The organism is Acidocella sp. MX-AZ03 (assembly GCF_027626035.1).
GTDB classification, from domain to species: Bacteria; Pseudomonadota; Alphaproteobacteria; order Acetobacterales; family Acetobacteraceae; genus Acidocella; species Acidocella facilis.
On sequence record NZ_CP110774.1, the window covers coordinates 886,244 to 910,600 of the forward strand.

A 24,357-nucleotide genomic window follows, 5' to 3' on the forward strand; every position below is an offset into this window, starting at 1 on the left:
CGCCCGTCAACAAAGCGCGACACCGCAAGCGGCGCCGCGCCTGGAAGCGTGCGTTGCAGACACCCTTAACGAAGTTTTTCGCGGAACGCCAAGGGTTTTTTTGAATTAGGTCGCAGTTTAATACCTAATTTCGCAAAAACCCTTCATAGAGCACGAGGGCGCGTGGGAAATTTTCTCATATTAGGTATCTATTCGGACCTAATAATTGAAAATATCAGCGTGGCGGCGGCCTGTGGCGCGATATCGTTGCAGATAGCCAGGCAGGATCAGATCCAGCCGCTTGGGCGCGATGCCCAGCGTCTCGAACCCAAGCGCCCCGGGAGCGACGACATTATCGCTGGCGAGCAAAATGATCTGATCCCCGGTCAGCCCGGCCATCGGCAGGCTGGCGATCAGCCGGGCCAACCCCACCGGCATGTCCCAGATCCAGCAATCACGGTCGATGATATCCAGCATCTGGCGCATCAGCGCCCGGAAGCTCTTCTGCTCCGGCCCGCCCAGCTCGAAAATCTGCCCCTCGGCCTGGGGGTAGAGGGCGAGCATCGCCGCATCCGCGACATCGCCGACAAAAACCGGCTGGAATTTCGTCTCCCCATAGACGACAGGCAGGATCGGCGAGACCACCGCCATCTTGGCGAAGCGGTTGAAGAACTCATCCTGCGGCCCGAACACGATGGAAGGGCGCAAAATCGCCGCGCGCGGATGCGCGGCGCGCACCGCCTGCTCGCCTTCGCCCTTGCTGCGCGCATAAGAGGAAGCGCTGGCCGGATTCGCCCCGATGGCCGAGACATGCACCAGCCGCGCCCCGGCCGCATAAGCCAGCCGCGCCACCCGCCCGGCCCCTTGCGCATGGGTGCGGCCAAAATCGCCCGTCCGCGATTCGGCTAATATGCCGGCGAGATTGATGACGATCTGCGCGCCCTCGATCGCCCGCATGCAGGCGGCCTCGTCGCTCACTGGCGCGTAAAGCGGCACCACCTGGCCGACATCGCCCATCGGTTTCAGGAATTTCGCGCCTTCAACATCGCGCACCGCCGCCCGCACCCGGTACCCGGCCTCGGCCAGGCGTTGCACAATATGCCGGCCCAAAAAGCCTGAAGCCCCGAAAACCGTAGCAATTCCGTGCGCCGCGCCCATGAAATCCCCCTTGTTGAGTTGCTTGCAAATGTAAGGCTTGAAAAAAATCTCTCAAGTCGAGTTGACGTGATGTGACGGGACAGTTAAACGCCCGTCCCACGACGCCACGGTGTCGGGACGGCACGCTGAACGAAAGCGAAGCGAGCCTGAAAAAATGGTCAAGCCCAGGTGGCGGAATTGGTAGACGCACTAGCTTCAGGTGCTAGCGCTCGCAAGGGCGTGGAGGTTCGAGTCCTCTCCTGGGCACCATTTTTTCCTGATTTTCCAAAACATTGAAAACCAAAGTTAAGACGATGACGAGCAGCATTCAGCTTCACCAGCATGATCTGCCGGACGGGTTGTCGCTTGGCCCGCTCGTTGCCATCGATACCGAGACGATGGGGCTCAACCCGCATCGCGACCGACTCTGCCTGGTGCAGCTGTGCGCCGGGGACGGCATTGCGCATCTGGTGCAGATCATCCCCGAATCGCTCGGCGGCCAAGGCGCGAATTGCCCCAATCTCAAAGCCTTGCTGGCCGATCCTGAGGTCACCAAGCTGTTCCATTACGGGCGGTTCGATATCGCTGCCCTTTATAATGCGTTTGGCGTGCTCACCGCCCCGGTGATCTGCACCAAGATCGCCTCCAAGCTGGTCCGCACCTATACCGACCGGCATGGGCTGAAAGAGCTGTGCCGGGACCTGGCCGGGGTGGATATTTCCAAGCAGCAGCAGAGCAGCGATTGGGGGAGTACCAGCCTGACCGCCGAGCAGCTCACCTATGCCGCCTCGGACGTGCTGTATCTGCACCTGGTCTGGGAGAAGCTGCGCGCGCTGCTGGTGCGCGAAAATCGCCTCGCCCTCGCCGAATCGGCCTATCGCTTCCTGCCGACGCGGGCCCAGCTGGACCTGCTGGGCTATCAGGAGCCCGATCTCTTCAGCCATTAACGTTAGGTTACACAGAGTTGCGTAACGCGTGTTGACCGGTGTTGAGACGCTGTTCATACCGTAGAGAATGAGATCGATTTTCGGGCCTCGCGGCGACGCATGCACGACGCCCTTGCCAAAGGGCATCGCCGGGGCGCAGATTTGCCCCGCTCCCGCCTTATTTGAGCGGCAGGATCGAGACATGGCTCGCTTTATGGTTTTCATGGTTCCTTCGCGCAAGGAGACCGCATGAATCACATTCCGCAGGCGCCCCGCAATTCCGTGCTGGATGAAATCCGCCGGCAGCGCCAACCGGCCGCCGATAAACTGACCAAGCGCAGCCTGCGGGTGACGCTGCTCAAACGCGCCTTGCCGGCGGCGGCTCTGCTGTTGCTGGTGGCGCTGGCCTTGGCGCCCTCCTGGCATTCCAGCGCCAACCGCGTCACTTATCATGTGACCGCCGGCGCCAGCACCCAGGCCTCGCGTATGCAAGGCGCGACCTATCATGGCCGCGACCAGCAGGGCCAGCCTTACACCGTCACCGCCAGCAGCGCCGTGCAGCAGGGCGACGATAATGTCGCCCTCGTCGCCCCGCAGGGGACATCACCTTGAAATCCGGCTCCTGGCTGTCGCTGAAATCGGCGAATGGTGATTATCACCAGAAAAGCGACAGGCTGGAGCTGGGCGGCGGTGTGACGCTGTATCGCAATGACGGTACCGTGGTGACCACCCAGCGCAGCGCCATCGATCTGCACGCCGGCGATGCAACCAGCACCGATCCGGTGCAGGTGACCGGGCCTTTCGGCACGCTGAACGCGCAGAAGGGCTTTACCTTGACCGGGCGAGGCAGCAAAATCACCTTCAATGGTCCCGCGACGCTGACACTCACACAGGTTCAATGAAATTCATTTATCTCCTGCCGGCCGCGGCCCTCGCCGCCGCGCCGGCCCATGCGCAGGATTTGAATCTGGGCGGCCAACCCGGGGCAGCGCCGGTGCCGATTCAGATCACCGCCCAGCAGGGCATCACCTGGTCACAGGATGCGCAGACCGTCACCGCCAATGGCGATGCCAAGGCGGTGCGCGGGGATGTCACCGTCACCGCCGACCAGCTGGTGGCGCATTATGTGAAAAAGGCCGCGAGCGGCACCCCTGCCCCGGCCGGCACGCCGGCGCAAGCCGCCGCCGCTTCCCAGCCCACCAGCGCCAATGGCGGCACCGACGGGCTGGACCAGGGCAATGCCCAGCTGACCGAGCTGGATGCGATTGGCAACGTCCATATCTATACCCCCACCGATAATGCCTGGGCGATCACGCGGTTTATTCCATGGCCCAGCAGGTGCTGGTGCTCACCGGCCAGCATCTGAAACTGACCACCCAGCACGACACCGTCACCGCCAAGGATTCGATCGAATATTACGCCGGCGAGCATAAGGCGATTGCGCGCGGCAACGCGCTGATCGTCGCCGATGACGGCCGCTCCATCGCCGCCGATGTCATTGTCGGCTATTTCGCGGCGCAGGCGGATAACGCCAAGCCGGGCACCAAACCCGTCGCAGCCAGCAGCCCGGATGCGCTGGGCCAGGCCGGCAATCTGCAGAAGGTGGAAGCCTTCGGGCATGTGGTGATCAAGACCACCACCGATACCGCCACCGGCGATCGCGGTATTTACCTGCCCCCCACCGGGCAGGCGCGGCTGGGCGGCAATGTGCATATCATCCATGGGCCGAACGAGCTGGAGGGCGCGGACGCCCTGGTGAACATGAAGACCGGCGTGGCCACCTTGCTGGCCGGCCCGGGCGGGCATGTCTCCGGCGTGGTGCTGCCCAATTCCGGCAAGACCAAATGAGCATGACGATCGACACGGCTTTGATGAGCCAAACCGGCCCGCTGGGCGAGCAAACCGGGCTGGTGGCGCAGGGCCTCGGCAAGCGCTTCAAGAAACGCCCGGTGGTACGCAATGTCTCGCTGTCGGTGAAACGCGGCGAGGCGGTGGGGCTGCTCGGCCCCAACGGTGCGGGCAAGACCACCACTTTCTACATGATCGTCGGGCTGATCGGCCCGGATAGCGGCACCATCTCGCTGGATGGCGCCGAGATCGGCGGCTTGCCGATGTATCGCCGCGCGCGCCTTGGCATCGGCTATCTGCCGCAGGAGGCCAGCGTGTTTCGCGGGCTGAATGTCGAGCAGAACATCATGGCCGCGCTCGACATGGTCGAGCAGGATGCCGACAAGCGCGAGGAGATGCTGACCGAGCTGCTGGCGGAGTTCTCCATCTCGCATCTGCGCCGCACCCCGGCGCTGGCCCTCTCCGGCGGTGAGCGCCGGCGCGTGGAAATCGCCCGCGCTTTGGCCACCGGCCCCAGCTATATCCTGCTCGATGAGCCGCTGGCCGGCATCGACCCGATCGCGGTGGGCGAGATCCGCGATCTGGTCGCGCATCTGAAGCATCGTGGCTTGGGCGTGCTGATCACCGACCATAATGTCCGCGAGACGCTGGAGATCATCGACCGCGCTTATATTCTCTATGACGGCCAGGTGCTGATGGAAGGCACGCCCGACCAGGTGGTGGCGCATGAGGATGTGCGGCGGGTCTATCTTGGCGAGAAATTCAGCCTGTAGGCTGGCTTAAAGGGGCGCAGGCCCCCTTTTTCATGCGCCAAATTCGCCGCCGAAATGCTGCGCGGCACCATGCAGGTTTCGCGCCAAACGCCCTTTGACAAAGATGAAAACCGCGCTAGGTTTCTGGCATGGCTTTTGCTCCGTCCTTCGCGCCGCGGTTGGATTTACGCCAGTCTCAGTCGCTGGTGATGACCCCGCAATTGCGCCAGGCGATCCAGCTGCTGCAGTTCACCAACCTCGAGGTCAGCGCCTATATCGAGGAAGAACTCCTTAAAAATCCGCTACTTGAGCAAGATGATGGCGGCGAGACGGTCACCGCCTTGGAGCCCCCACCGCAGCGCAAGCGGCCGATTTACCGGAAGATACAGCAAGCCTGACACTGGCCGGAATGCTGCCTGAAGCGGGATCGGCGCCGCTGGATATGGATAGCAGCAATGTCTATGACGCAGGCACCAACGCCGATGGCTACAGCACCGGCGGCCTGGGCGGCGACGCGGATGAGGACTGGAATGCCGTGGACGCGTTGGGGCGCAACGCCCCTGCCTGCGCGAACATCTTGAGCAGCAGGCGCGTCTGGCCTTCGCTGGCCGCGGGGAGCGGCTGATCGCCAGCATGATGATCGCGACCCTCGATCCCGCTGGCCGGCTGGGCGACACGCCGGAGGCTCTGGCCGGCGCGCTGGGGGTGGAGCTGTCCCGGTTCGAAGCGGTGCGCGCCGTGATGATGCATTTCGACCCGGTCGGCGTCTTCGCCACCAGCCTGGCGGAATGTCTCGCCGCACAGCTGGCCGAGCTGAACCGGCTGGACCCGGCGATGCAGGCGCTGCTCGACCATCTGCCGCTGCTGGCAAAGCGTGAGATGCGCGCCCTGCAGGAGCTGTGCGGGGTGGATGCGGCGGATCTCGCCGATATGGTGGCCGAGCTGAAGCGCCTCGACCCCAAACCCGGCGCGCGCTTTGAGTCCGAGCCGCTGCGCCCGCTGATCCCCGACGTGCTGATGCGCCCCGCCCCGGTACGCGACGAGGAGGGCAGCGACTGGCTGCTGGAAATCAACCCGGAGACGATGCCGCGCCTGCTCATCCGCCGCGGCTTTCATGCCCGCATTCTGGCCTCCGCCAACAAGGAGACCAAGAGCTTCCTCTCCGAGCAGCTGCAAGGGGCGACCTGGCTGGTGAAGGCGCTGGAATCCCGCGCCCAGACCATCCTGCGCGTCGCCGCCGAGATCGTGCGCCGGCAGGACGGGTTTTTCCATCACGGCATCTCGCATCTGCGCCCCTTGACCCTGCGCGACATCGCCGTGGAGCTGGGGTTGCATGAAAGCACCGTCTCGCGCGTCACCTCCAACAAATCCATCGCCACCCCGCGCGGGATTTTCGAGCTGAAATTCTTTTTCACCACCGCTTTGGCGGGGGCGAATGGAGAAACCCACTCGGCGGAAACCGTTCGTTATCGAGTTGCGCAGATCATCGGCCAGGAGAGTCCGAAAAATATTTTGTCGGATGACGCCGTCGCATCAATATTACAGAAAGAAGGCATAGACATAGCACGGAGGACCGTGGCCAAATACAGGGAAGCGCTGCGTATTCCCGGCTCGGCGCAGCGTAAGCGGGAGAAAATGCCCGCCTAGTCCTGGCGCGAAAGAGAGTGGCGCCAGGCAGCCTGAAATCAGAGCCGGTTTGTGTTCGGGAGAAGACCATGCAGTTAACGGTCTCTGGCAAGCAAGTTGAACTGTCCGACGCTTTGCGTGTGCATGTGGACAAGCAACTCGGCACGATTACCGCCAAATATTTCGATCACGCGCTTGAGGCACAGGTGACCTTCAGCAAGGCCCGAAGTTTCTTTACTTGCGACATCAACCTTCATGCCGGCCGCGGCATCACGGTGCGCGGCGAGGGCGAGGCGGCGGATGCGCGCGCCGCCTTTGAGGACGCGGCCGAGCATATCGCCAAGCGGCTGCGCCGCTACCGGCGCCGGGTCTCCGCGCATCAGCGCGACCTCGGCAAGATCAAGCCGGAAATGGCCCGCGCCTATGTGCTGGCGCATGAGCCGGACGATGAGGAGGAGCATGAGGCGCCCCCCAACGGCCATGCCAACGGCCATGATGCGGTGCCGATGGAGCTGCACGCCACCGTCATCGCCGAGGACACCACCACCATCGAGACGCTGACCGTGCGCGATGCGGTGATGAAGATGGATCTGGCCTTTCAGCCGGTGATGATGTTCCGCAATTCCAAGACTGGCGGGCTCAACGTCGTTTATCGACGCGGGGATGGCCATGTTGGGTGGATTGATCCGAATGGTTAAGGGGTAAGAGGTGGGGGTGTTTTTGGAAAAACACCCCCACCCCTCCGGCGCCATTCCAACGCCGCTGCGCGACGTTGGAACCTTGGGCGCCTCCGCCACCCAAAAACTTTTGCTCTTTTAGGCCTCGTAGGGCGGGCGGGTGTAGCCTTTTGGCGAGACCGTGAAGATTTCGGCGCCGGTTTCGGTGACGCCGATCATGTGTTCGAACTGCGCCGAAAGCGAGCGGTCGCGCGTCACCGCCGTCCAGCCATCATCCAGGATCTTCACATCCGGGCGGCCGATATTCACCATCGGCTCGATCGTGAAGAACATGCCCGGCTTCAGCACCGCCCCTTCCCCGCGCTTGCCGAAATGCAGCACATTCGGCGGCTCGTGGAAGCGCTGGCCAATGCCATGGCCGCAGAAATCCCGCACCACCGAGAAACGCTGCGCCTCGACATATTGCTGGATCACATAGCCGATATCGCCAAAGGTCGCCCCCGGCTTCACCGCCGCGATGCCGCGCATCAGCGCCTCATAGGTCACGTCGATCAAGCGTTTGGCGCGGGTATTGGCATTGCCGGCCACATACATCCGGCTGGAATCGCCGTACCAGCCATCCAGGATCACCGTCACATCGATATTCAGCACATCCCCGTCCAGCAGCTTCCGGTCGCCCGGAATGCCGTGACAGACGACATGATTGATCGAGGTGCAGATGGATTTCGGATAGCCGCGATAATTCAACGGCGCCGGCACCGCATTATGGGCGAGGATGAACTCATGGCACAGCGTGTTCAGATGCTCGGTGGTGACGCCGGGGGCGACATGTTCGGTGATCATATCCAGCGTCTCGGCGGCGAGCTTGCCCGCCGCGCGCATCGGCGCGAAATCCTCCGGTTTGTAGATCGTGATCCGGCGTGAATCTGCACCGCCATCCATAAGCAAATATCCTCGATTGGTCAGGGCAAGGTTGCTAGCACATCTCGCCCGCGCGCCGCAAAATTCACGCTTAAAGCGCTTTCAGGCTGACCGGAAACGCTCAGCGCACTCTAGCTCTGTGTTTTGGCAAGCAACATGACCCTGACTGGGTCCAGTCAGGGTCATGTTGTTCTAAACGCTCAGCGGCGCGGTCATCGCCTGGGTTTCACCCATTCATCGAACTGCGCGCCGCTCAGCGCTCCGCTGGCCAGGGCGGCCTCACGCAAGGTCAGCCCTTCCCGATGCGCCTTCAGCGCGATCTCGGCCGATTTCGAGTAGCCGATATGCGGGTTCAACGCCGTCACCAGCATCAGATTGGCAGCCAAATTCTCCGCAATTTTACCCCGCGCCGGTTCGATGCCTTCGGCGCAATGGGCGCAAAAACTCTCCAGCGCGTCGGCCAGCAAATTCACGCTGTCGAGATAATTGCTGAGCATCACCGGCTTATAGACATTGAGCTGGAAATTCCCCTGCGAGCCGCCAAAGGCCACCGCATGGTCATTGCCGAACACCTGCACCGCCACCATGGTCAGCGCCTCGCACTGGGTCGGGTTGATCTTGCCGGGCATGATCGAGGAGCCGGGCTCGTTTTCCGGGATCAGCAGCTCGCCGATGCCGGTGCGTGGGCCGGAGGCATACCAGCGCACATCATTGGCGATCTTCATCGCGGCCCCGGCCAGTACGCGCACCGCGCCGGAGGCTGCCACCAGCGCGTCATGCGCCGAAAGGGCCGCGAATTTGTTGGGCGCGGTGATGAAGGGGTGGCCGGTTTCCTCGGCGATGAACGCGGCCGCGGTGGCGCCGAAATTCGGATGCGCGTTCAGCCCGGTGCCCACCGCGGTGCCGCCCACCGCCAGCTCATACAGCCCGGCGAGCGAGAGATCGATCCCCTCCGCGGCCTGATCCAGCTGCGCCTGCCAGCCGGAAATCACCTGGCCCAGCGTCACCGGGGTCGCATCCTGCAGATGGGTGCGCCCGGTCATCACCACATCGCCATAGGCCAGGGCCTTGGCGCGGAAGACATCCGAGAGCCGGGCGATGGCCGGCAACAGCTTCGCCTTGGTGGCCTCCACCGCGGCGATATGCATCACGGTCGGGAAAGTGTCGTTGGAGGACTGGCTGTGATTGACATCATCATTCGGGTGGATCGGCTTTTTGCTGCCGACCACCCCGCCAGCGATCTGAATGGCGCGGTTGGAGATCACCTCATTGGCGTTCATGTTGCTCTGGGTGCCGGAGCCGGTCTGGAACACCACCAGCGGGAATTCCTCATCCCATTTGCCGTCGATCACCTCCTGCGCCGCCTGCACGATCAGCCGCGCTTTCTCCTCCGGCATCTGCCCCAGCGCCTGGTTGGCCAGCGCGCAGGCTTTTTTCAGGATGCCAAAGCCGCGAATGACCTCGCGCCCCCACACGTAACGCGACCGGCCGATCTTGAAATTCTCCAGGCTGCGCTCGGTCTGCGCGCCCCAGAGCCGGTCGGCTTGTACCGCCACGTCGCCCAGCGCGTCATGTTCAATCCGTGTTGTGGCCATCACCAATTCCCATGCAAAAACCCGAGGGCCGGGAGAGGTTTCCACCGGCGGGGCAGATCCGTGCGGCGGATCGGCCTTATCATGTAACGTGGGGCTGGCTGGTCGGTTCTTTCAAGGAAGCTGGCATAAGCGCGCACCTGGGCTTCGCGCCACGCCTGATCGCGCAGCGCCTGGGCGCGGTTGGGGAAGATCTCGGCGATGCGGATCACCCGGCCGATCACGGCGACCACGGCCCAGAGCGAATCTTCGCCGCCCCGGCGCTTTTCGGGAGGAAGTGACTCCAAATCCGGTCTCCTGCTGGAGGCTTGAGGGATGCGTTGTTATCCGCCCTCTCGCGCGCGATGGCCAGACCGAATTTCAGCCAGCCCCAAAGCCAGCAGCAAACGCGGCCCAGCCAGCAGATAGCGCCGTGCCAGCCGGCGCGGCTCCCGGATGAGCCGATGCAGCCATTCCAGCCCGGCCCGGCGCATCCAGAGCGGGGCGCGCCGCGCCGTGCCGGCGGCAAAGGCGAGCGCCGTGCCGATGCACAGCCCCACCCCGCTGCCCCCGCCCTCGCGCCAGAGCCGGTGGGCGAGGATCTCCTGCACCGGCGAGCCGACCGCGAAGAAGCTGACCTGCGGTTGCAGCTGGCGCAGGAAAGCCAGCACATCCTCCTGCGCGGCGAGATTGGTGAGCAGCCCCATCGGCGGCGCGTGGCGGTGAAACAGGATTGCCGGGTAGCGTAATCGTAGCGCTGCGAAATCAGCATCCGCCATGCCGATCACCGCAACCCGCATCCCCGCCAGGCGCGGCAGCAGATCCGCGGTGAGGTCCGCGCCGGTGACCACTGGCGGGGTGGCGCGGCCAAACAGCCCGAGCAGCCGGGCGAGGCAGCGCGAATCGAACAAACAGAGCCAGGCCTCCTGGTAGAGCGGCCGCAGCCCCGGCTGGCGGCGCAGCCGTTCCAGATGATCGACATTCGGGGTGACGACGTAACTGAAATCCGCCGCCTCCGCCTGGGCCAGAATGGCGGTGGCGGTCATCCTCATATCTTCTGTCGCAAAGCGCAGCCCGAAGCGTTTCATGGCGTCCAGCTCACCCCCATCGTCATCACATGCTCATTGGCGGCGCCAAGCTGGGGCGATTGCCGGTCATTGAAGCCATAGCGCAGCTCCAGCGCGAGGAAGGGGCTGAGCTGCCAGGCGACCGTGGCGCCGAGATTGACCAGGGTTTCCCGCAGATCCCCATGCAGATAATCGGCCTGCGAGACCTCCCCTTGCGCCTTGAACGAGAGCTGTTGCAGCCCGGCGCGCAGCAAGGTGAATTTGGCGGCGCTGAGCGTGTAGGGCAGCGCGCTGACGCGGTCCGGATCGTCCAGCTCGCGGACCAGATTCAGCCGCAGCTCGTCCAGCCGGTCGGGCGCCCAATCCAGGCGGATTTCCAGCGCCGGGGTGAGCAGTGCCGCCCCCTGGCGTGGCAGCCGCCCGGCCCGCCGGCCAGCACCGAGACCGACCAGAGCCCGTTCGCCTGCTCACGCACCCCGCCGAGCAGGGCGATGTTGGTGGCATCCTGCGCCACGATCCGCCCATCCGAGAGATCCCGCGCAGCTCCAGCACATAGCTCAGCGGCGCGCCGTCATTATAGGCAAGCCGCAAGGCCGGGCGCAGGTCGCTGCGGTCCTGCGCCGGGGCGTCGGGGAAGCCCAGCAGGCTGGCGGAGATTTCCGGGGTGATGGTCAGCGCCGCCTGGGTGATGGCATCGCTCAGCCGGATCTGTGACATGTTGAAGGGCAGCGGGCGGGCGAGGCTGCCGCCCCGATGGCAAAGCCGGTCTCCGCCCCCCGCACGAAGCCGCCCGCCAGGGTGAGGGTCTGGCGCGCCATGGTGAAGCCCTGCCCCACCGCCAGCGCCGCCATGGTGGAGGATTGCGGCTGGTCCTGCGGATAAAGGCTGGGGCTGACCAGCGCATAGGCGCCGAACCCCGCCACCGGGTCGCTCACCGCCAGGCTCGGCGAAAGCTGTACCAGCATCGAGCCGGCGGCACCATTCGGCGCGCTGTCATACCCGCTGGTGGCACTCAATGTGGGGCTGAGGCTGAGCGTGCCGAACCGCCAGCCGGTGGCGCCAAGCGCCCGCCCCTGCCGGGGGGTGAGAGCGGGCGCACCCGGCGCAAAGCCGGGGATGGTGACGGGCAACAGATCATCCAGCATCTGCGCGCCGGCGCCGGCGGGCCAGCAGAGCAGAACCAGGCACAACCAGGATGCGAGATCACGCGACACGGTTTCTGATACCACTCTAAGTGGAATAATGTTAATAGCAAAACAAATGAACGCTGAGATTTCCGCACGCCGCCAGGATATCGACATGGCCAAGGGCCTCGCCATCACCCTGGTGGTGTTCGGCCATATCGTGGCGCGCCAGGACCCCGCCCAGGTGCACTGGTACGAGCCCCTGCGCCGGGCGATCTATGCGTTTCATATGCCGTTCTTCCTGTATCTGAGCGGCTTCGTGGCGGCCTCCTCGGGCTTTCTCGTGCGCGGGCGGGCGGGCTTTGGCGCGGCGTTGCAGGAGCGCGCGCAACGTTTGCTGCTGCCGTTTTTCGCGCTGGGGCTGCTCATTCTCGCCGGCAAGCTGGTGGCGGCGCGCTTCATCGCCGTGGACAATACGCCACCCAGCCTCACCGCCGGCTGACCGGGCTGTTCTGGCACACCGAGGCCAGCCCAGCGCTGAGTGTGTGGTATCTGTTCGTCCTGTTCGTGCTGGTGCTGGCGACGCGCTGGGCGCTGGATGGGCAGATCGAACGGCTGGCGAATCTGCTGGCGCTGGCGCTGCTGGCCTATTGGCTGCCGGTGCCGGGCTATCTCTATGCCGACCGGCTGACCGGCTACGCGCCGTTCTTTCTGCTGGGGGCGCTGGCGGGGTTTGCCCGGGCGAGCTGGGAGCGCTGCCTCACCCGCCTCTGGCGGCCGGCTTTGCTCTGCCTGATGGCGGGGCTGAGTGTCGTCGCGCTATGCGGGCAGGACTGGCCGCAGCCTTTCTACATGCTGCCGCTCGGCGTGATCTCGATGCCGGCCCTGCATGGCGCGATGCGGGCCTTGCGGGCGCAGAGGGCGCGCGCCGCGCTGCTCGTCCTCGGGCGGGCCAGCTTTGCCATCTATCTCGGCAACACCATCTGCATCGGGCTCGCCAAGGGCATGATGCTGCGGCTGGGCTCCTGGAACGGCCCGCATTTCCTGCTCTTCGCCCCGGCGCTGATGGCGGCGGGATTGTTCGGGCCGATCTTATGCCGGGCAGCGTGGCTGCTCATCCAGGACCATGGTTGGCCGCCCCTGCCGCCGCGCATGCGCCACAGCCACGAGCACCACAGCTGAAAGGAGCAGTACGTCGCCCGGCTATTTCGTCACATACCCGCCATAGCGCGGGGCGTAGAATTCGGCGTCGGCATGGAAAGAGCGGGCATGGGCGGCGGGGTTGACGCGGGTGAGCGCGGTGCCGGCCACATCGGCGCCGGCCTCGCGCAGCAAATTCAGCGCCTCGCGCGCCAGCCGGCGCGGGTGCTGCCCAGCGGATGCATAGCAGGGTCAGATCCGCCATCCGGCAGAGCACCCGCGCCTCCGCCAGGGCAAAGGCCGGGGGCACGTCGAGCAGGATGATGTCGTAATGCTCCCGCAAGGCGGCCAGCAAGGCCGGCAAGGCAGGGGAGAGAAACAGATCCAGTGCGCTGGCCCGCTCGCCGCCAGCGCAGAGCAGGCTCAGGCTGGTCAGCTTGTCCCGGCCCAGCGCGTCGGGCAGTTGCGCCGTGCCGCGGAGCAGCTCCGCCAGGCCGGGGCGCTCCTCCAGGCCGAACACCCGCCCGAAGCCGGGGCAGCGCACATCGCCGTCAATGGCCAGCACCCGCAGCCCGGAGGCGGCCAGCATCCGCGCCAGCGAGACGCAGAGCGTGGTCTTGCCTTCCGCCGGGCGCGCCGCCGTCACCGCCAGAATCTGCCGTCCCGGCTCGCCCAGCCCCAGCCCGGTGCGGATGCCGCGCAATTGCTCGCAATAGAGCGAGAGCGGCGCGGTGATGGCGCGCTCCTCCGGCCTGGCTGCGACCGGCAGCAGCCCGTGGCAGCTCACCCCAGCGCCGCGCGCACTTCATTGCCGGAGCGCAGCGAGCGGTCCAGCGTATCGCGCAAGCCCGCCAGCAGCACCCCCAGGCACAGCCCCAGCACCGTCGCGGCGCTGAGCACCATGGCATAATGCTTGGACTCCGGCCGCGCCGGCACCGCCGCCATGGACAGGATGCGCGCCTCCGGCCGGGTCAGCGAGGCATCTTGCGCCAGCTGCCCGGCCTGCAGGGTCATCGCCCGCAACATGTCCCGCCCGGCCTCGGCGCGCTGCTCCAGAGCCCGGACCGGGGCACTCTCCTCATCCTCGGTCTGGCTGGCGATGCGGATATGGGCCAGGGCCGCCTGCAGCGTCCGCACCTGGGCCTCGTCGGCGGCGACATCGGCGCGGGCCGCCTGCATCTCGCGCCCCGCCTCCGCGTCGATCTGCGCGGTGACGGCGGATAATTGCGCGCGCGCCGTCACCAGCGCCGGATAGGCGGGACCGTATTCGCTGGCGAGCGACTTCACCTGGGAGGCAAGCTGCGCCTGCTGGGTGCGCAGCGGCAGCAGGTTGGGGGCCACGGCGGCGTTGGCGGCAGCGGCATCGCCGCCGGCCTCGGTGGCGGCATCGAGCCGGGCGCGGGCCATCGCCAGGGCCGCCTGCGCTTCCACCAGCGAGGCGGCGAGCCGGCTCGCGGTCTCGCCGGTCAAGGTGCTGCCTTGCGTTGCCGCCACCACCCCTGCCCCGGCCCTGGCTTTCGCCAGCTGCGTCTCGGTCTCGTCCAGCTGCTGCTGCACCTGGGCGGAATGGGTCTCCAGCCAGCTTTGCGCGTCATTGAGGGCCTGGAAGGCGACATCGCGCCCCTGGTCCAGATAAAGCTGCATCGCGAGATTGGCCCCGGCGGCGGCGAGGTCCGGGCTGCGGGCCGAGAAATGCACCGCGATCACCCGCGCCCCTGGCTGCACCGAAACGGCGAGATGGGTCTGCACGATTTGCGCCAGCGTCGCCGCATCCGGCGCGGCGGGGGCAGGCAACAGCGAGAGCGGGAAGATGCGCTTGCGCAAAGCCGGGTTGAATTCCGGCAGCTGGTCCAGATGCAGCCGCGTCGCGATCGCCGCCGCCGCCGGCAAAGCGAGGACGATGGCGCTCTGGCTCGCCATCACCGCATCCTGGTTCAGCTCTGTCGCGGGCCGGCGGCATTGGCGCCGGGCAGGCGCGCCGCTTCGGGATCATAGAGCAGAATGCCGGTGGCTTCATAATGCGAGGGGCTGAGCGCCAGCAACAAGCCGGCCAGCGCCGGGGCCAGCATGGTGGAGAGCAGCAAAATCCGCCATCGCCGCCCCAGCCCCTGCAACTGGTCGGCCAGCGAGGGCGGGGCGGCGACAGCCAGAGGCGGGAGCGCGACACTCATAACGATAGATTAACGAAAACAGCGAGCGAAAACAATCTATGGTTGCGACAGATTCGGCACCCAGGGGCGCGCCCCCTCCCAGGCGCGGTCCGTGATCAGGCGGATCCGCGCCGGGCTCACCCAGGCGGCCAGCGCGCCATCCCGCGCGGCGCGGCTGGCATCCAGGATCACCGCGCCGGCGCAGCCCGGTTGCGACACTGGCGAGACCAGCAACCGCGCCCCCTGGCAGTCGGTTACCGGGGTAGCGGCATAGAGCACCGCGCCGATGCGGCAGGTGGCAGCACTGCAGGCGGATGGCACCAAACGCGCCCCGCCCCAGACCGCGCGCCATTGCTCCAGCGTGAAGCTGCTGGCCTTGGGCATTTCCACCAGCAGCACCTGCCCGCCCTGGCGGATACCGATCAGCCTGGCATCGGCGGAGACCAGCACGTCCGGCGGGCGGGCCAGCAGCGCTGCCACCAGCCCGGCCGCGATCAACCCCGCCCCCGCCAGTCGCGCGGCCGAGCGCCAGAGGCACAGCCAGGCCAGCCCCGCCGCGATCAGCAGGATGGCGGCACCCGGCATCGGCGCCACCTTCAGCAGCGCATCCGGCCAGGTGGCGATATGGGCGGTCATCCAGACGATGATGGCGATGCCCCAGCCCATCGGCTTGAAGGCGAGCCAGGCCAGATGCAGCTTCAGCAGCGCCAACCCGGCCAAGCCCCAGGGCATGATCCAGAGCGCGGTGAGCGGCACCGCGACCAGATTGGCCGGGATCCAGTAAGGTTCGATCTGCTGGAACTGATAGGCGGAAAACGGCATCGAGGCGCCGCCGGCGAGCAGGCTGGTGAAGGCGAGCTCGGCCACATGCATCAGCCCCGCCCCCAGCATGCTGCGCCCGGCATGGAAGCGCCGCCAGATCGGATGCACCGCTTCATAGCCGGCGATGAGGGCGGCGACGGCGGAGAAGCTCATCTGAAAGCTGGCGGAGAGAATCGCCTCGGGGGTGGCCAGCAGCAGGATCATCGCCGCCAGGGCCAGCCCGCGCAGCGAGACCGCGCGCCGCCCCAGCAGCACGCCGAGTGTGACCAGGCTGGCCATCGCCAGGCTGCGCAGGATCGGCAGATGCGCCCCGGTGAGCACCGCGTACCCCGCCCCGCCCGCCAGCGCCAGCACGGCGGCAATGGGTTTGCCCGGCCAGTGCAGTGCCATCCAGGCGCTGCGCGAGAGCCCCCATCGCGCCAGCACAAACACGATGCCCATGACGATGCCGACATGCAGCCCCGCCACCGCGAGAATATGGGCGAGGCCGGAGAGGATGAAGCCCTGCCGCTCATCGGCGGGGATGATCTGCTCATCGCCGGTCAGGAGTGTGACCGCGATGGCGCCGGTGGAGAGCGGCAGCGCGCGCAGGATCTGCGTGGCGATCTCCAGCCGCAACGCCTGCAGCGCATCGCGCCACTGGCTGGGTGGCGCCGGGCGCAGCTGCTTTAGCGGTGTCAGCGCCACCCCGACAGCGGCGAGATTGGCGAAATATTCATCCCGCCCCTGCTGCCAGCCGCCCGGATAGGCCGGCGGGTCCGGGCCGAACAGCAGCGCATAGGCTTTCACCAGCGCCCCCGGGTCGGGCGGCGCATCGCCGGGGCGTAGCTTCAGCCGGACCAGACGGCGCAGCGTCGGGCCGTGATCGATCCGCGGGGCGCGCAGCACCACGCGGGCGGTGTTGGGCAGCATCTCCACCCGCGCGACGAAGCCGCTGACGCTGACCACGCCGGACGGGATGGGCGGCATCGGCGGCATCGTAGCGCTGCGATATTCGGCCCGGGCGAAGCCGATGGCCCCCGCCAGCAGCAGCCAGGCCAGAAACCGCGCATAAGGAAACCGCCAGCTCGCCCCCAGCGCCAGCAGCGCGCCCACCGGAAGGGCCGCCGCCAGCCAGAGCGGCGGCTCCGAAGGCAGCGCGAAATAGACCAGGATGGCGGCCCCCATGGCGACCGGCAGCAGCAGGATGAAATGCCCCCGCTCCGCCTCCACCCAGCGCGCGAACCAGTCCCGGGCCAATACCACCTCCGATTGTTCCGGATGATTAACTTTTTCGCCCGGCTGGCACAAATCGGCGCAAAAGAGTAACAGCCAGCCCATGAAAGTCCGTACCCGCTTCGCGCCCTCTCCCACCGGCCTGCTGCATATTGGCGGCGCCCGCACCGCCCTCTTCAACTATCTCTTCGCCAAACATCATGGCGGCGAGTTCGTGTTGCGCATCGAGGATACGGACAAGGCCCGCTCCACCCAGGAAGCGGTGCAGGTGATCCTGGACGGGCTGGACTGGCTCGATCTGAAGGCTGACGAGCCCCCGGTGTTCCAGAGCAGCCGCGAGGCAAGGCATGTCGAGGTGGCGATGGCGCTGCTGGCGCAGGGCAAGGCTTATCGCTGCTATTGCACCCCGGAAGAGCTGGCGCAGATGCGCGAGACCGCGATGGCCGAGAAGCGCCCGCCGCGTTACGATGGCCGTTGGCGCGACCGTGACCCGTCCGAAGCGCCGGCGGGGTGAAGCCCGCCATCCGCCTGAAAGCCCCACGCGAGGGCGAGGTGGTGCTGAATGATCTGGTGCAGGGCGAGGTGCGGGTGAAGAATGCCGAGATGGATGACATGATCATCCTGCGCTCGGACGGCACGCCGACCTATCTGCACGCGGTGGTGGTGGATGACCATGACATGGCGATCACCCATGTGATTCGCGGCGACGATCATCTCACCAACACCTTCCGGCAGATCCAGATTTATGACGCGATGGGCTGGGAGACGCCCGCCTTCGCGCATATTCCGCTGATCCATGGCGCGGACGGGGCGAAGCTCTCCAAGCGCCATGGCGCGGTGAGCATTCTGGAATTCCGCGAGCAGGGCTTCCTGCCGGAGGCGTTGTGCAACTACCTGCTGCGTCTGGGCTGGGGCCATGGCGATGCCGAGTTCCTTGGCCGCGACGAGCAGATCGCGCTGTTCACCCTGGAGGGTGTCGGCCGGGCGGCCAGCCGCATGGATTATGCCAAGCTCACCCATCTCAACGGCATGTGGCTGCGCCAGGCCGAGGATGCGCGGCTGCGTGACGATGTGGTGGAGCGCCTGGCCAAGGCCGACATCACCGTCGGCACCGCCGCCATGCAGCGCATTCTGGCGCTGATGCCGGGCTTGAAGGAGCGCGCCAAGACGCTGGAGGAGCTGAGCAACTCTTCCGCCTTCCTCGCCCGCGAAATTCCCCTGCCCTTCGAACCGAAGGCCGAGGCGCTGCTGACCCTGGAAAACCGCGAGATGCTGGCGCGTCTGGCCGGCCTGCTGGAGGGCACGGATTTCACCGCCGAGGCGATCGACGCGGCGTTGCGCGCTTTTGCCGAAGCGGAGGGCCGCAAGCTCGGCCAGGTGGCGCAGCCGCTGCGCGCCGCGCTGACCGGCAGCACGATGAGCCCGGGGATCGACGCGACGCTGATCGCGCTCGGCAAGGCCGAGGCGTTGGCGCGCATCCGGGCGGTTGCCGCCTGAGGGGTAATCCGTCTCATCGTTCAGCTCATGTTCATGCAAACATCCCGGCCGCCCCCACATCGGGTTGTGAGCCGGGACGACCCGGCCAACTAAAAACGGGAGTTTGCAATGAAACGCTTTTTCACCACCGCGACGTGTCTTCTGGCCATCGGCGCCGTCACCCCGGCCCTGGCACAGAGCTCCGCCACCGGCAGCAGCGGCTCGACCAACACCATCGGTAGCCACTCCACCGCCGGCATGGGCACCACCGGGGCCGGCATGGCCCCTCCGGCGGCAATGGCAGCGGCATGAAGGCCGGCACCGCCGGCACCGGCTCCAACAACATGGCCGGCAGCCATTCCACCGCGGGCATGGGCTCCGGCGGCTCCAGCATGTCGATGGGAACGGCCGGCGGCAGCTCGTCCTCCAACGCGATGAAGAGCGGCACCAATGGCTCCGGCGCCAGCAACATGACCGGCAGCAAATCCACCACCGGCATGGGGACCACGGGCAATAGCCAGTAAAAGGCTTTGGCCTGAAGGCGCGGAAGTTTTTGGGGATTGTAGGGGCGTTTTTTCAAAAACGCCCCTACGTGACAAAAGGCCGGATCGCCCCTTGAGGGGACGTCCGGCCTTTTGTCTTGACGCCGCTTTTTTGTAAAAAAGCGGCACCAAAAAACTTTTATAACCTATTCATTTTCAAAAATTCGCCACCGTGCAGGCATAGCCGGCGGAGGAGACCTCGCCGCAGAACCGCGCCGCATCGAGCTGGCTGGAAAAGCCGGTGACGCGCAGGCGGTAATAGGTAACGCCCTTCACATTCGCCTCGACGATGTCGGGCGATTTTCCGGCAAACAAAGACGGTGCCGCGGCGCGCACCTTGTTCCATTGATGCTGCGCTGCCTCCTGGCTCGGCAGCGCGCCGAGCTGCACCGCCGCCGGCCCGCCGGGGCTGGTATGCACCGGCGCCGGGGGCGCGGCGGGCGGTGTGTAGCGCATTGCCACCGGCTTTGGGCCCGGGGTTGCGGCTGGCATTGGCGGCGTCGCCACCGGGCCGGGTGTCGAGGAGGATATCGCGCCTGGGATCGGCGATGGGCCGGAATAGGCTGCGTTGGGGTCGCCGCTGGTCGGAATGGCCGCCGCTGGCTTTGGCACCGGAGCCGGAGCCGGAGCCGGAGCCGGCACGGGCGCCACCGGCACCGGCGGCGCAAGCGGCGTCGGCGCCACGCTAGTGGTTTGTGTGGTCACCTGGGTTGTCGTCACCACCGGCTGGGTCGGTGCCGGCGGCGGTGGCGGCGGCGGTGTCTGGATCGAGCTGGCGATCAGTGCCGAGAAACCATCCATCGCCTGCTGCACCTGTTCGGGGGGCAGATCGATCGCGAGCACCTGCCGCGCCTCCTCATCCCGCCCCGACGCGATCAGCGCCGCCGCGTAATCCTCGCGGATTTTCGGCGTGGCGCTCTGGCCGCTGGCCAGCGGGCCAAGATAGGCCAGAGCCTGCGGGCCGTGTCCGGAGAGCGCCAGGGAGAGGCCGAGATTGACCTCGGTTGCCATGCTGCCGGGATTGGCCAGCAGCGATTTCTGATAAGGCTCGACCGCGCCGGCGAAATTGCCTTGCAGGTCGCGCGCGATGCCCAGATCGCTCCAGGCCGCGGCATTGCCCGGGTCGTCATTCACCGCCGCGATGAAAGCCTGCTCGGCCGCCGCCGGATCGCTCTTCAGCAAACAGCGCCCGAGGCCGGTTTCCGCCGGGCTGGATTTGGCGTCATATTTCAACGCGACGGAATAGGCCGCCTGCGCCGGCAAACAGCGATCCAGCGCGTAATAGGCATCGCCCTCATGCACCAGCGCGTCGACATTGTCCGGATCGTCCTTGAGGATCGATTGCGAGATCGACAACGCCATGTTCGGATCGCCGCCGGCGATGGCCGCATCCGCGACATTCAGCGTGTTCGGCCCGACGGACCCGGTGGGCGCGTTCGCGGCCGTCTGCGATTCTGGCTGGCTGCACGCGGCAAGACCGAGAACCATCGTCGCCGCGGCGGAACCACGCAGCAGGCGGCGCAGGGGATAGCCTGATCGAGCGAAGGCGCAGGGGATCATCATGTCTCTTCTTCGGTGCAAGGGTTCATGTTCAGTGATGGGCCAGCACGGCCATGACCTGGATCACCGCCGGCCCGCCAACGATGAGGAAGACGCAGGGCAGGATGAAGACGATCATCGGCAGCGTCATCAAGGTGGGCAGCTTGCCGGCCCGATCCTCGAAGCGGATCAGCGCCTCGGCGCGCAATTCCGCGGAGAGGGTGCGCAGCGCCGCCGTCAGCGGCGTGCCATATTGCAGCGACTGGCTCAGCGTGGTGGCGAGCCGCTTGAGCACTTCCAGCCCGGTGCGCTGGCCCAGCGAAAACATCACGCTGCGCATATCCGCGCCGATCTGCAATTCGCGCGAGGTCTGGGTCAGCTCCTGCGCCAGATCCGGGTTGAGCTGCGAAATTTCCTGGGCGACGCGGGCGATGCCCGCCTCCAGCGCCAGACCGGCATCGGCGCAGATCACCAGCATATCCAGCGCATCCGGCACGCCGCGTTCAACCTGTTCGAGATGCCGGGTGCGGATATTCTTCGCCATCATATCCGGCAGCAACATGCCGACCACCGCGCCGCCGCCAATCTTCAGCACCAGCCCGATGGTGGAGACGAAAATATTATGGAAGGCGAAATAGAGCAGCACCGGCAGCAGGAACAGACCCAGCACCTTGGCGCCGACGAACAGGCCAATGCCGCGGCCGCCGCGAAACCCCGCCCTTCCAGCGTCGCGGTCATCTCCGCGAGGGTTTTGCGCGACAACAGGCCGGACCGGGCGACGGACATGCCAAAGGCCGAGACCAGACGCACCAGCGCCGAGCCTTCCGGCTTGGCCTCCTCCAGCAGAGCCGCATTGCGGCCATGGATGGCGAGATCGATCCGTTTGCCGAGCTTCTGCGAACGGGTCATCGTATGGTTCAGATAGAAAACGCCAGCCGCCAGCACCAGCAAAGCGAGCACCATGCCGGCCAGCAGGACCACGGGGGGAATGGAGCTATTTGAGAACATTGCTGATCATGAATTGAATGACGCCCATGCCGGCGGCCAGCAGCAGGATCGCCGCGCCAAGAATGGCCTCGCCGCCATCGGTGGTGAAGAGAATGCGGATATAATTGGGCTGCAGCCAGAACAGCCCGGCACCGGCCAGGAAGGGCAGCACGGTGAGCACCATGGAGCCCATGCGGGCTTCGGCGGTCAGCGCGTAGCCGCGCGATTTCAGCGCCACGCGCTTGCGGATCACATCCGCCAGCGTCTCCAGAGTCTGGGTGATGCCGCCACCGGAGCGGGCCTGCAGCGTGATGGCGGTGGCGAAGAATTGATACTCGGTCAGCTTCACCCGCTCGGAGAGCTCACGCAACGAAACATCCAGCGGAATGCCGATGCTCACCTTGTCGGCCAAAATGGTGAATTCGCGCTTGGTCGGCTCCATCGAATCCTGCGCCACCGTGCGCAGCGCCTCACCGATGGGGATACCGACACGCACGCAGCGCACGATGATGTTCAGCGCGTCGGGAAATTGCTCGATCAGCTTGGCGTTGCGGCGATTCTTCAGCCAGTTGAAGATGAAACGGTCGATCAGATACCAGAACACCGGCGTGCCGACATATTTCACCAGCAGCCAGATGCTGGGATATTTGCCCAGCGGGTGCGAGGCGAGCCAGATGATCACCAGGGTGATGACCGCGGCGATCGGCGGCACCAGCCACCATTTGATCGGGTAGGTTTCCGCCTGCTGCAGATCGACGCCGATCAGCTCGGCGGCTTTTTCCTTGATCTGATCCGCCCGCGAAACCTGACGCACCAGGCGCAATTCTTCATCGACCGTGGTGATCGGGGCGGAGGTGGAGGTGGTGGCCGCCGTGAGCCGGCGTTTCAGCCGCTCCTCGCGCTCATGCGCCCCCACCAGATTGAGCGTGACCGCCACCGTCGCGACCGCGAGGATGATGACCAGCACAAGTAGGATCAGCAGCTGATGCAGCATCAGGTTTCCTCCAGCGCCGCCATCCAGGCCCGGTCCAGCCCGTAATATTGCAGCCGTTCCTGGAAGGAGGAGCGGATGCGGCTGACCTCGTAGCGCCCGATCAACCGGCCATTCGGCGTCTCGCCGGTGATTTCCAGCTTGAAGATATCGTTGAGCAGCTGGGTTTCGCCCTCGATCCCGGCGATCTCGGTGACCTGGGTGACGCGACGACCGCCATCGCGCTGGCGCTCGACCTGGATGATCAGATTGACCGCGGCGCAGACCTGCTGGCGGATGGCGCGCGGGTGAGGCCCATCGAGGACATCTGCACCATGTTTTCGATACGCGAGAGCGCGTCGCGGGTGTTGTTGGCGTGGATGGTGGACATCGAGCCATCATGGCCGGTGTTCATCGCCTGCAGCATGTCGAAGGCTTCGGCGCCACGGGTTTCGCCGATGATGACGCGGTCCGGGCGCATACGCAGCGCGTTACGCACCAGATCGCGCGCCGTGACCTCGCCCTTGCCTTCAAGGCTGGCGGGGCGGGTTTCCAGCCGCACCACATGCGGCTGCTGCAGCTGCAGCTCCGCCGCATCCTCGATGGTGACGATACGCTCTGTGGCGTCGATGAAGCGCGAGAGCGCGTTCATCATCGTCGTCTTGCCCGAGCCGGTCCCGCCGGAGACGATGATGTTGAGCCGGCAGCGCGCGGCGATTTCCAGCACCCGGGCGATCGGCGGCGTCATCGCGCCGAATTCGATCAGCTTCTTGAAATCGATCGGTTTCTTGGAGAATTTACGGATCGAGATCGACGGCCCGTCGATCGCCAGCGGCGGCAGCACGATATTCACGCGCGAGCCATCCTTCAGGCGCGCATCGCACATCGGGCTGGCTTCATCCACACGCCGCCCGACCGAGGCGGCGATGCGCTGGCAAATATTGGTCAGATGCGCCCAGTCGCGAAACCGCACCGGCACCTGCAGCAATTTTCCCGAGCGCTCGACAAACACATGGTCCGGGCCGTTGACCATGATGTCGTTGATGCTCTCATCCAGAAGCAAGGGCTCCAAGGGCCCCAGCCCGAGCATGTCGTCCACCAGCTCGGTCGCCAAGGCGCGCTGCTCGCGGGCATTCAGCTGCACGCGCTTATCGGTGGCGAGATCGGAGATCAGCCGTTCGACTTCGATCAGCAGCCGTTCCGGCGGCAAGGCGGCGACGGCGGTGGCGTCCATGCGCGCCAGGCACATATTGCGCAGCTCGGCGATTTCGGCCCGCACTGAGGTGCTGGTATCGGCCGGAAACCGGCTGACATCTGGATTCGGCGCGGCGGGCGCGGCGGCGGCCAAGGCCGGCATGGCGGCCGCGGCTTCCAGCTCTTCCCTGCGGCGGCGGCCAAATACCGGCATGCTGTCAGACATTGCCGGTTATCCCTTGCTGAAGCCGAGCATTTTGAACAAGCCGCCGCCACCGCGGCCGGGCAAGGCCAAGCTGCCCTCGATCTCGTCGCGATTCCCCACGAAGCCGATTTCACGCGCCAGATCCAGAACCGCCTGGCGGAACGGCCCCTTATTGGTCACCGCCGGCTCGCCGAAACTGGCACTCTCATTCAGCTGCTTGGGGATGTCCGGAATGGTGATATGAATCTTCAGCTCCAGCGCCTCCTCGATCTGCTTGCGCGACAGCCCGCCCGGCCGGCCGAGCCGGTTCAGCACCACGGTCGGGCTCTGCGGCTGCCAGGGACCGTTGGGCAGCGCCAGCAGCCGGATCGTATCGCGTACCGAGGCCAGAGACGGGTCCATGACGATGACCCGGTGATGCGCGAATTCGATCAGCTCGCGATTACAGGCCATCGGCAGGAAAGGCACATCCATGAAGATGAAATTATA

At 65.8% G+C, this 24,357-nt stretch carries 32 protein-coding genes, 1 tRNA gene and 1 pseudogene; 16 read left to right on the forward strand and 18 right to left on the reverse strand.

Translation table 11 applies throughout. The features are described from left to right. Nucleotides 1-198: 198 nt before the first annotated feature. Nucleotides 199-1,137, reverse strand: a complete 939-nt coding sequence (locus GT370_RS04940; protein ID WP_008492886.1) for a complex I NDUFA9 subunit family protein — start codon at nucleotides 1,135-1,137, stop codon at nucleotides 199-201. Between the two features lie 162 nt (nucleotides 1,138-1,299). Here GT370_RS04940 and GT370_RS04945 point away from each other — a divergent pair. From GT370_RS04945 to hpf, 11 genes are all read left to right on the forward strand, one after another. Further along, nucleotides 1,300-1,386, forward strand: a tRNA-Leu gene (locus GT370_RS04945). 44 nt (nucleotides 1,387-1,430) lie between these two features. Further along, nucleotides 1,431-2,063 (forward strand): ribonuclease D, encoded by a 633-nt coding sequence (locus GT370_RS04950; RefSeq protein ID WP_008492885.1) that lies wholly within the window; start codon nucleotides 1,431-1,433, stop codon nucleotides 2,061-2,063. Nucleotides 2,064-2,291: 228 nt separating this feature from the next. Further along, nucleotides 2,292-2,654: a hypothetical protein gene (locus GT370_RS04955; protein ID WP_270183972.1), complete on the forward strand. Its 363-nt coding sequence runs from the start codon at nucleotides 2,292-2,294 to the stop codon at nucleotides 2,652-2,654. Further along, nucleotides 2,651-2,944: an LPS export ABC transporter periplasmic protein LptC gene (gene lptC / locus GT370_RS04960; protein ID WP_270183973.1), complete on the forward strand. Its 294-nt coding sequence runs from the start codon at nucleotides 2,651-2,653 to the stop codon at nucleotides 2,942-2,944. The genes GT370_RS04955 and lptC overlap by 4 nt, the downstream gene beginning before the upstream one ends. Further along, nucleotides 2,941-3,408, forward strand: coding sequence for a hypothetical protein (locus GT370_RS04965; RefSeq protein ID WP_270183974.1), 468 nt, complete (start codon nucleotides 2,941-2,943; stop codon nucleotides 3,406-3,408). Before lptC ends, GT370_RS04965 begins: the two co-directional genes overlap by 4 nt. Continuing rightward, nucleotides 3,369-3,890 carry an LptA/OstA family protein gene (locus tag GT370_RS04970; RefSeq protein ID WP_270183975.1) on the forward strand — a complete coding sequence of 174 codons (522 nt, stop codon included), beginning with the start codon at nucleotides 3,369-3,371 and terminating at the stop codon, nucleotides 3,888-3,890. The genes GT370_RS04965 and GT370_RS04970 overlap by 40 nt, the downstream gene beginning before the upstream one ends. Next, nucleotides 3,887-4,663: an LPS export ABC transporter ATP-binding protein gene (gene lptB, locus GT370_RS04975; protein WP_008492881.1), complete on the forward strand. Its 777-nt coding sequence runs from the start codon at nucleotides 3,887-3,889 to the stop codon at nucleotides 4,661-4,663. Before GT370_RS04970 ends, lptB begins: the two co-directional genes overlap by 4 nt. 128 nt (nucleotides 4,664-4,791) lie before the next feature. Then, nucleotides 4,792-5,040 (forward strand): hypothetical protein, encoded by a 249-nt coding sequence (locus GT370_RS21245; RefSeq protein WP_442865491.1) that lies wholly within the window; start codon nucleotides 4,792-4,794, stop codon nucleotides 5,038-5,040. 44 nt (nucleotides 5,041-5,084) lie between these two features. Further along, nucleotides 5,085-5,267: a hypothetical protein gene (locus tag GT370_RS21250; RefSeq protein ID WP_442865492.1), complete on the forward strand. Its 183-nt coding sequence runs from the start codon at nucleotides 5,085-5,087 to the stop codon at nucleotides 5,265-5,267. Beyond that, nucleotides 5,237-6,289 (forward strand): RNA polymerase factor sigma-54, encoded by a 1,053-nt coding sequence (rpoN, locus tag GT370_RS04980; protein ID WP_442865531.1) that lies wholly within the window; start codon nucleotides 5,237-5,239, stop codon nucleotides 6,287-6,289. The genes GT370_RS21250 and rpoN overlap by 31 nt, the downstream gene beginning before the upstream one ends. A 68-nt stretch (nucleotides 6,290-6,357) precedes the next feature. After that, nucleotides 6,358-6,966, forward strand: coding sequence for a ribosome hibernation-promoting factor, HPF/YfiA family (gene hpf / locus GT370_RS04985; RefSeq protein WP_039884730.1), 609 nt, complete (start codon nucleotides 6,358-6,360; stop codon nucleotides 6,964-6,966). Between the two features lie 117 nt (nucleotides 6,967-7,083). Here hpf and map read toward each other — a convergent pair whose 3' ends face one another. The 7 genes from map to GT370_RS05020 all read right to left on the reverse strand — a co-directional run bounded on the left by map (nucleotide 7,084) and on the right by GT370_RS05020 (nucleotide 11,718). Continuing rightward, nucleotides 7,084-7,887 carry a type I methionyl aminopeptidase gene (map, locus tag GT370_RS04990; protein WP_008492878.1) on the reverse strand — a complete coding sequence of 268 codons (804 nt, stop codon included), beginning with the start codon at nucleotides 7,885-7,887 and terminating at the stop codon, nucleotides 7,084-7,086. Between the two features lie 191 nt (nucleotides 7,888-8,078). Beyond that, on the reverse strand, nucleotides 8,079-9,461 hold the full coding sequence (gene fumC, locus GT370_RS04995; protein ID WP_270183977.1) for a class II fumarate hydratase: 1,383 nt from the start codon (nucleotides 9,459-9,461) through the stop codon (nucleotides 8,079-8,081). Next, the gene (locus GT370_RS05000; RefSeq protein WP_051060181.1) at nucleotides 9,461-9,745 is read right to left on the reverse strand and encodes a hypothetical protein; all 285 of its coding nucleotides are present in this window, start codon (nucleotides 9,743-9,745) and stop codon (nucleotides 9,461-9,463) included. The genes fumC and GT370_RS05000 overlap by 1 nt, the downstream gene beginning before the upstream one ends. A gap of 36 nt (nucleotides 9,746-9,781) precedes the next feature. Further along, nucleotides 9,782-10,525 carry a WecB/TagA/CpsF family glycosyltransferase gene (locus GT370_RS05005; RefSeq protein WP_008492874.1) on the reverse strand — a complete coding sequence of 248 codons (744 nt, stop codon included), beginning with the start codon at nucleotides 10,523-10,525 and terminating at the stop codon, nucleotides 9,782-9,784. Next, nucleotides 10,522-10,920 (reverse strand): outer membrane beta-barrel protein, encoded by a 399-nt coding sequence (locus GT370_RS05010; protein WP_333490059.1) that lies wholly within the window; start codon nucleotides 10,918-10,920, stop codon nucleotides 10,522-10,524. Before GT370_RS05010 ends, GT370_RS05005 begins: the two co-directional genes overlap by 4 nt. Continuing rightward, the gene (locus tag GT370_RS05015) at nucleotides 10,833-11,018 is read right to left on the reverse strand and encodes a hypothetical protein (RefSeq protein ID WP_270183978.1); all 186 of its coding nucleotides are present in this window, start codon (nucleotides 11,016-11,018) and stop codon (nucleotides 10,833-10,835) included. The genes GT370_RS05010 and GT370_RS05015 overlap by 88 nt, the downstream gene beginning before the upstream one ends. Before the next feature lie 184 nt (nucleotides 11,019-11,202). Continuing rightward, nucleotides 11,203-11,718 (reverse strand): hypothetical protein, encoded by a 516-nt coding sequence (locus GT370_RS05020; protein WP_270183979.1) that lies wholly within the window; start codon nucleotides 11,716-11,718, stop codon nucleotides 11,203-11,205. A 46-nt stretch (nucleotides 11,719-11,764) separates the two neighbouring features. Between GT370_RS05020 and GT370_RS05025 the strand changes: the two genes are divergently transcribed. Next, nucleotides 11,765-12,130: an acyltransferase family protein gene (locus GT370_RS05025; RefSeq protein WP_270183980.1), complete on the forward strand. Its 366-nt coding sequence runs from the start codon at nucleotides 11,765-11,767 to the stop codon at nucleotides 12,128-12,130. A 5-nt stretch (nucleotides 12,131-12,135) separates the two neighbouring features. After that, nucleotides 12,136-12,810, forward strand: coding sequence for an acyltransferase family protein (locus GT370_RS05030; RefSeq protein ID WP_270184354.1), 675 nt, complete (start codon nucleotides 12,136-12,138; stop codon nucleotides 12,808-12,810). Here GT370_RS05030 and GT370_RS05035 read toward each other — a convergent pair. The 4 genes from GT370_RS05035 to GT370_RS05050 are packed head-to-tail and all read right to left on the reverse strand — an operon-like array spanning nucleotide 12,743 to nucleotide 16,985. Then, nucleotides 12,743-13,555: a CpsD/CapB family tyrosine-protein kinase gene (locus GT370_RS05035; RefSeq protein ID WP_270183981.1), complete on the reverse strand. Its 813-nt coding sequence runs from the start codon at nucleotides 13,553-13,555 to the stop codon at nucleotides 12,743-12,745. The genes GT370_RS05030 and GT370_RS05035 overlap by 68 nt on opposite strands. Beyond that, nucleotides 13,552-14,688: a hypothetical protein gene (locus GT370_RS05040; protein ID WP_270183982.1), complete on the reverse strand. Its 1,137-nt coding sequence runs from the start codon at nucleotides 14,686-14,688 to the stop codon at nucleotides 13,552-13,554. The genes GT370_RS05035 and GT370_RS05040 overlap by 4 nt, the downstream gene beginning before the upstream one ends. A 14-nt stretch (nucleotides 14,689-14,702) precedes the next feature. Next, nucleotides 14,703-14,939: a hypothetical protein gene (locus tag GT370_RS05045; protein WP_270183983.1), complete on the reverse strand. Its 237-nt coding sequence runs from the start codon at nucleotides 14,937-14,939 to the stop codon at nucleotides 14,703-14,705. A gap of 36 nt (nucleotides 14,940-14,975) precedes the next feature. After that, nucleotides 14,976-16,985 carry a ComEC/Rec2 family competence protein gene (locus GT370_RS05050; protein WP_270183984.1) on the reverse strand — a complete coding sequence of 670 codons (2,010 nt, stop codon included), beginning with the start codon at nucleotides 16,983-16,985 and terminating at the stop codon, nucleotides 14,976-14,978. Nucleotides 16,986-17,058: 73 nt separating this feature from the next. Here GT370_RS05050 and gltX point away from each other — a divergent pair. From gltX to GT370_RS05065, 3 genes and pseudogenes are all read left to right on the forward strand, one after another. Continuing rightward, nucleotides 17,059-18,452: pseudogene (gene gltX / locus GT370_RS05055) on the forward strand (glutamate--tRNA ligase). 108 nt (nucleotides 18,453-18,560) lie between these two features. Then, the gene (locus GT370_RS05060) at nucleotides 18,561-18,743 is read left to right on the forward strand and encodes a hypothetical protein (RefSeq protein WP_270183985.1); all 183 of its coding nucleotides are present in this window, start codon (nucleotides 18,561-18,563) and stop codon (nucleotides 18,741-18,743) included. Beyond that, nucleotides 18,740-18,955: a hypothetical protein gene (locus GT370_RS05065; protein ID WP_270183986.1), complete on the forward strand. Its 216-nt coding sequence runs from the start codon at nucleotides 18,740-18,742 to the stop codon at nucleotides 18,953-18,955. Before GT370_RS05060 ends, GT370_RS05065 begins: the two co-directional genes overlap by 4 nt. 174 nt (nucleotides 18,956-19,129) lie before the next feature. On the opposite strand, the gene GT370_RS05070 is transcribed toward GT370_RS05065, so the two are convergent. The 6 genes from GT370_RS05070 to GT370_RS05095 all read right to left on the reverse strand — a co-directional run bounded on the left by GT370_RS05070 (nucleotide 19,130) and on the right by GT370_RS05095 (nucleotide 24,342). Further along, nucleotides 19,130-20,536: an SPOR domain-containing protein gene (locus tag GT370_RS05070; RefSeq protein ID WP_008492864.1), complete on the reverse strand. Its 1,407-nt coding sequence runs from the start codon at nucleotides 20,534-20,536 to the stop codon at nucleotides 19,130-19,132. Nucleotides 20,537-20,564: 28 nt separating this feature from the next. Further along, complete coding sequence (locus tag GT370_RS05075; RefSeq protein WP_270183987.1) at nucleotides 20,565-21,182, reverse strand: type II secretion system F family protein; 618 nt, start codon at nucleotides 21,180-21,182, stop codon at nucleotides 20,565-20,567. Beyond that, a complete protein-coding gene (locus GT370_RS05080; protein ID WP_270183988.1) occupies nucleotides 21,101-21,493 on the reverse strand; it encodes a hypothetical protein in 393 nt (130 codons plus the stop codon). The genes GT370_RS05075 and GT370_RS05080 overlap by 82 nt, the downstream gene beginning before the upstream one ends. 13 nt (nucleotides 21,494-21,506) lie before the next feature. Then, the gene (locus tag GT370_RS05085; protein WP_008492862.1) at nucleotides 21,507-22,493 is read right to left on the reverse strand and encodes a type II secretion system F family protein; all 987 of its coding nucleotides are present in this window, start codon (nucleotides 22,491-22,493) and stop codon (nucleotides 21,507-21,509) included. 241 nt (nucleotides 22,494-22,734) lie between these two features. After that, on the reverse strand, nucleotides 22,735-23,889 hold the full coding sequence (locus tag GT370_RS05090) for a CpaF family protein (RefSeq protein ID WP_442865493.1): 1,155 nt from the start codon (nucleotides 23,887-23,889) through the stop codon (nucleotides 22,735-22,737). A 6-nt stretch (nucleotides 23,890-23,895) separates the two neighbouring features. Then, complete coding sequence (locus GT370_RS05095) at nucleotides 23,896-24,342, reverse strand: AAA family ATPase (protein WP_270183989.1); 447 nt, start codon at nucleotides 24,340-24,342, stop codon at nucleotides 23,896-23,898. Nucleotides 24,343-24,357 lie beyond the last annotated feature (15 nt).